A 3795-nucleotide genomic window follows, 5' to 3' on the forward strand; every position below is an offset into this window, starting at 1 on the left:
GCGGCCGCGGCGATCAGCTTGCGCAGGCGCACCGGAATGGATTTGGCCGCCGGCACCTTGCTGCGCTTGGCATGATGCCAGACCGGCAACAATGCATTGCACTCGGGGTAGTAGCCGGCGCAGCAGCCTTCCGGAATGTCATAGGGCGTGACCCGCAGCGGGCCGACGGCCCGATGCACGCCGTCGTCGACCACGGTGATCGCCTCGATGCGATCGTCCTCGCCCAGCCCCAGGCGGACGATGTCGTTGCGGTTCATCAGGATCACCGCGCGGGTGCCGTGGATGCCGCGGAAGCGGTCGTCGTAGCCATAGACGGTGGTGTTGAACTGGTCGTTGCTGCGCAGCGTCATCAACTGCAGCACGTCGTGCTGCTCGTGGCCCCCTGCTTCGGTGTCCGGGTTGGCCGCGAGGGTGGGCGGGTTGATGAAGTTCGCCTTGCCGGTCTCGGTATCCCAGCGGCGCTGGCTGGCGCCGAGCGGGCGGTGAAAGCCGCCGGGTTCCATCATCCGCACGTTGAAGTCGTGGAAGATTTCCGGATAGCTCTCGGCGATGGCGTCGCGCACCCGGCCGTAATCGCCGACCCAGGCGTCCCAGTCCAGCTTCGGGTCGGGCGCCAGCGCGGCCCTGGCCAGGCGGGCGACGATCGCCGGCTCCGACAGCAAGTGTCCGCCGGCCGGCTCGGCGACGCCGCGCCAGGCGCGGATGCAGCCGGTGCTGTCCTCGGTGGTGTTGTACTGCTCGCCGCTGGCCTGGCGATCGATTTCCGTGCGGCCCAGGCACGGCAGGATGTAGGACACCTCGCCGGTGACCAGATGGCTGCGGTTGAGTTTGGTGGAGATCTGCACCGACAGCCGCAGGCGGCGCCAGGCCGGCTCGATCTGCAGGGTGTCCGGCACCGCGCGGACGAAATTGCCGCCCATGGCGATGAAACCCCTGATATGCCCGCCGATGATGCCCTCGCAGGCCTCGACGGTGTTCACGCCGTCCTTGCTCGGCGGCTCGAAGCCGAACTGCCGGCGCAGGTTGTCCACCGGCACCTGGGCGTATTTCTCGGTGATGCCTACGGTGCGCTGGCCCTGCACGTTGGAATGGCCGCGCACCGGCAGGATGCCGGCGCCTTCCTTGCCCATGTTGCCACGCAACAGCAACAGGTTGACCAGCATCTGGATGGTTTCGACGCCGTGACGGTGCTGGGTCAGGCCCATGCCATACAGGCCGATGACCCGCTGGCAGCGCGCATAGGCGGTGGCCGCGGCTTCCATCGCCGCGCGGCTGAGGCCGGCGCGGCGCTCCAGGGTCGCCCAGTCGTACTCGCGGATGCACTGCTCGAAGGTCTCGAAGCCGTGGGTGTGTTCGGCGATGAACGCGACGTCGAGCACCCGCGGCCGGCCTTCGCTCAGCGCCGCGTCGTCGAGGGCGAACAGCGCCTTGCACATCCCGGCGATGGCGGCGATGTCGCCGCCGATCGCCAACTGATGGTATTGGGTGCTGATCATGGTGCTTTCGGGGGTGAGCATCTGCCGCGGCGATTGCGGGTCGACGAAGCGCTCCAGGCCGCGCTCGCGGATCGGGTTGAAGGTGACGATCTCGGCGCCGTGCTCGCGTGCATGTTGCAGTTCATGGAGCATCCGCGGGCTGCTGGTGCCGGTGTTCTGGCCGAAGAAGAACAGCCCGTCGGCCCTTTCCATGTCGTTCAGGGTGACGGTCGCCACCGGCACGCCGATGCTTTCCGGCAGCGCTATGGAGGTGCTCTCATGGCACATGTTGGAGCTGTCCGGCAGGTTGTTGGTGCCGTACATCCGCGCCAGCAGCGCATACATGTAGGCGGTTTCCAGCGAGGCGCGGCCGGACATGTAGAACACCACCCGGTCCGGGTCGGGCATGGCCGCGAGTTCGCTGCCGATCTCGGCGAAGGCCTCGTCCCAGCTGACCACGCGGTAGCGGTCGCTGGCGGCGTCGTAGCGCAGCGGGTGGGTCAGGCGGCCCTGCTGCTCGAGGTCGAAGTCGCTCCAGTTGAGCAGCTCGCCGACCCGGTGCGCGGCGAAGAACTCGGGGCCGCAGCGGCGCGAGGTGTTTTCCCAGGCGGTAGCCTTGGCGCCGTTCTCGCAGAACGACAGCGGCCGGGGCGGATGCGGCTTGGCCCAGGCGCAGCTGACGCAGGCGAAGCCTTCGATGGGCTTGTTCTGCTTGAGCAGCAGCGCGGCGCCGGACAGCGGAATCTTCTCGCGCAGCAGGATGTTGGCGACGGAGTAGGCGGAGCCCCAGCCACCGGAAGGCGAGCGGTAGGGCTTGAATTTCATCCGGGCCACGTCGTGTTTCCTTCTGCCGGGGGAGCTTGTTCCTTACGACGGGGCCGCTGGCGGATCGTTCAGCGCTGCTTTGTCACAAGGTTGTACGGCCGGGGTCCATGGCGAAATCGAGCTGGCGCCAGGCTTCGTAGACGGCGACCGCCACGCTGTTGGAGAGGTTCAGGCTGCGGCTGTCGGGGCGCATCGGCAGGCGCAGGCGCTGCTCGGCGGGCAGGGCATCGCGGATTTCCGCCGGCAGGCCGCGGCTTTCCGGACCGAACAGGAAGGCATCGCCACGACGGTAGCGCACCTCGTGAAAGGGCTGCGAGCCCTTGGTGGTGAAGGCGAACAGGCGCGGTGCCTGGGGCCCGCACACGTTGCCCGGCGGCGCGATGCCGAGGCGGCGCAGGCAGCTGTCCAGGTCGGCATGCCGCTCGAGGGTGGCATATTCGTGGTAGTCGAGCCCGGCGCGGCGCAGGCGCTTGTCGTCCAGCTCGTAGCCCAGCGGCTCGATCAGGTGCAGGTTGCAGCCGGTGTTGGCGCAGAGCCTGATAATGTTGCCGGTATTCGGAGGAATTTCCGGTTGGAACAGGATGACGTGGAACATGCGCGGCACCGAGGCAGAAGACGAGCGACATTCTACTGTGCCGGACGATCCGCGACCGCGCCTGCGGCGGCGCTTTTTCGCCTCGCTGGTGCTGATCGGGCTGCTGGTGGGGATGATGATCGGCCGGCTCACCGCGCCGGGGCCGGTGCAACTGGAGCGCGTCGAAGAGCAGGCGTGGGGGCTCTCGCTGCAGTTCGATCGCCAGCCGGAGCTCTACGACGAGCACCTCGAAGGCGCCTTCGCCCTGCTGCTGCAGGCGCAGGGCGAGGCGCAGTCCGGTCAGTTGCAGGTCGATGGCGCGCGCGTGGGCTGGCGGCTGCAGAACACCGAGAAAGGCTTGCTGCTGCACCTGGTCGCCGCCCGCCCGTTGCGGGGCGAATGGAGCGGGCGGGCCGAGGCGGGTGGCTGGCGCCTCCAGGTGCGGGTGGCGCCGTAGGGTGGATGGCCGAAGCCATCCGCGCGGGTGCGGTGGCGGATTCACGAGGCGTATCCATGCGCGCTGCGCGTGGAAAATCGCTTCGCGAGTTTTCCACCCTACGTGTAACCCAGCCTCCCTGCGGGCCCGCTCGCACAGGGTGCGATGCGATGGGGTTGCCGGCGAGGGCCGTAGGGTGGATGGCCGAAGCCATCCACGCGGGTGCGGTGCCTGATCTTCACGAGGCGTATCCATGCACGCTGCGTGTGGAAAATCGCTTCGCGAGTTTTCCACCCTACGGTTTCATGCTGCCTACGGCGGGGCCGTTGGCCCAGAGTGTCATGCGATGGGGTTGCCGGCGAGGGCCGTAGGGTGGATGGCCGAAGCCATCCACGCGGATGCGGTGCCTGATCATCCCGAGGCGTATCGATGCGCGGTGCGCGTGGAAAATCGCTTCGCGAGTTTTCCACCCTACGTGTAACCCA

3 protein-coding genes are annotated in these 3795 nt (G+C 67.9%); 1 reads left to right on the forward strand and 2 read right to left on the reverse strand.

Annotation, left to right across the window (positions count from 1 at the left end):
- Together IN820_RS07405 and IN820_RS07410 are read right to left on the reverse strand one after the other, a co-directional pair.
- On the reverse strand, positions 1–2309 hold a 2309-nt coding region (locus tag IN820_RS07405), incomplete at its 3' end, for an FdhF/YdeP family oxidoreductase (protein ID WP_193680360.1).
- Between the two features lie 73 nt (positions 2310–2382).
- Entirely contained in the window at positions 2383–2895 is a 513-nt protein-coding gene (locus IN820_RS07410) for a tRNA (cytidine(34)-2'-O)-methyltransferase (RefSeq protein ID WP_193680361.1), read from the reverse strand.
- On the opposite strand from IN820_RS07410, the gene IN820_RS07415 reads away from it, so the two are divergent.
- Positions 2894–3331: a hypothetical protein gene (locus tag IN820_RS07415; RefSeq protein WP_193680362.1), complete on the forward strand. Its 438-nt coding sequence runs from the start codon at positions 2894–2896 to the stop codon at positions 3329–3331. The genes IN820_RS07410 and IN820_RS07415 overlap by 2 nt on opposite strands.
- Positions 3332–3795: the final 464 nt, after the last annotated feature.

Origin of the sequence: Pseudomonas lopnurensis (genome assembly GCF_015070855.1) — a bacterium.
Lineage (GTDB): Bacteria > Pseudomonadota > Gammaproteobacteria > Pseudomonadales > Pseudomonadaceae > Stutzerimonas > Stutzerimonas lopnurensis.

Bases quoted from the DNA above. Each gene is read 5' to 3' on its own strand.
- IN820_RS07415 (WP_193680362.1), top strand. From the start codon at position 2,894: ATGCGCGGCACCGAGGCAGAAGACGAGCGACATTCTACTGTGCCGGAC.
- IN820_RS07410 (WP_193680361.1), bottom strand. From the start codon at position 2,895: ATGTTCCACGTCATCCTGTTCCAACCGGAAATTCCTCCGAATACCGGC.